Raw genomic sequence first — 1,224 nt, forward strand, 5'->3', positions numbered from 1 at the left:
CTGAAACAGTCATCGCTCAACTGCCGTTCTGGTTCGAGCATTACAACAATCTTCACCCGCATAGTGCTTTAGGATATCAATCACCGCGCGAGTTCATCAACTCGCAATCTCAAACCTGAGCATGTCCGGTCTTTTGGGGGCAACTCCATTGCCCACCGCAGCCAATGCCGCAGCTGGAGTCAATTGACGAAACGAGGGCTTATATTAGTGAGCAACGTCACCACCTCGTCTTCGATCGCCTGGCATTTGTCGGTGTATTCAGCCTTCAGCGGTTCATCAGACATGGCATGCTCGCTCAACTCATTGCGAGTGACTACAGCTAGGCCGTAGGCTTCGATCAGAGTGCTCAATGCCAGAAATCGCAATTCTGAGAGCTGTTTGCGGTGTCGTGGCAGCCGTATCATGAGGCGTGCTCGGCCGATTTTCTCGAAGTCCAATGGCTGCCGCCTCTCAGATCCAGGATCCGCCATTGTCCTCCACAAAATTGCCGATAGCAACGTCAATCCAAGCACGTGGACTAATGGTCGCCGATCGCTTCAAGAGATTGGATGCAGTAGCGATGCCTGATAGCTTCTTCAGAAGCGTCCCCTGACGCCAACCTTTGCGCCCGCAGATGTCTCGCCGTCGCCTTCGATGTTGAATAGCAGACCGGTGTCAATCGACCAGCTCTCCCCAGTTTGCAGCGACAGGGCGGCCGAGAACGAACCGAAGAGGCCCGCCCCATCAAGGCCGGAGTATCCGAGCGTGCCGCCGAGTTTGGGTGTCAGGATCCTGTCGTTATCGAGGGTGAACGGCCGGGCGATCTCCGCCCCCAGGCTCACCCTCAGCTGCTCTTCGGTAAAGCCCTTGAGGTCGATCTCGTCGCCGGTGCCATTCCTCACCCCGTAGTCATCAACCGTTTCAGAGAAATAGACGGCCCGCAGCGCCGGCGTAAACACCGTTGCATCATCAAGCTGCCATTGCCCCTTGACCGCCGTGTCCAGCAGAAACCGGCGCGTGTCGAACGTGCCGTCAAGGGCAGTCGTGTCGATGGTGTTGGACGAGCCGCCATAGAGCAGGCTCGAATCCCAGAAGATGCCCTTGCCGAGTTCGAAGGAGGCATAGGGACCGGCCAGCCAGCCATCGCCGAACAGCTCCGCATCCTCGTCGGTCGGGTCGGTCATCCGGTCGTAATGGAAGGACACGCCGAGCAGTGCTTTCTCCGACAGCAGATAGTCTGCGCCA

At 57.5% G+C, this 1,224-nt stretch carries 3 protein-coding genes; 1 reads left to right on the forward strand and 2 read right to left on the reverse strand.

The window, feature by feature from the left end:
• Positions 1-119 (forward strand): integrase core domain-containing protein (locus BLU15_RS38790; protein WP_143034230.1); only part of this gene is annotated, 119 nt, incomplete at its 5' end.
• 60 nt (positions 120-179) lie between these two features.
• Here BLU15_RS38790 and BLU15_RS38795 read toward each other — a convergent pair.
• Both BLU15_RS38795 and BLU15_RS38800 read right to left on the reverse strand, forming a co-directional pair.
• On the reverse strand, positions 180-437 hold the full coding sequence (locus BLU15_RS38795; protein WP_127890887.1) for a hypothetical protein: 258 nt from the start codon (positions 435-437) through the stop codon (positions 180-182).
• Between the two features lie 138 nt (positions 438-575).
• The coding region (locus BLU15_RS38800; protein WP_143034380.1) for an autotransporter outer membrane beta-barrel domain-containing protein at positions 576-1,224 on the reverse strand (649 nt) is incomplete at its 5' end.

The sequence above is a fragment of the Ensifer sp. YR511 genome (assembly GCF_900103045.1).
Taxonomy (GTDB): domain Bacteria; phylum Pseudomonadota; class Alphaproteobacteria; order Rhizobiales; family Rhizobiaceae; genus Ensifer; species Ensifer adhaerens.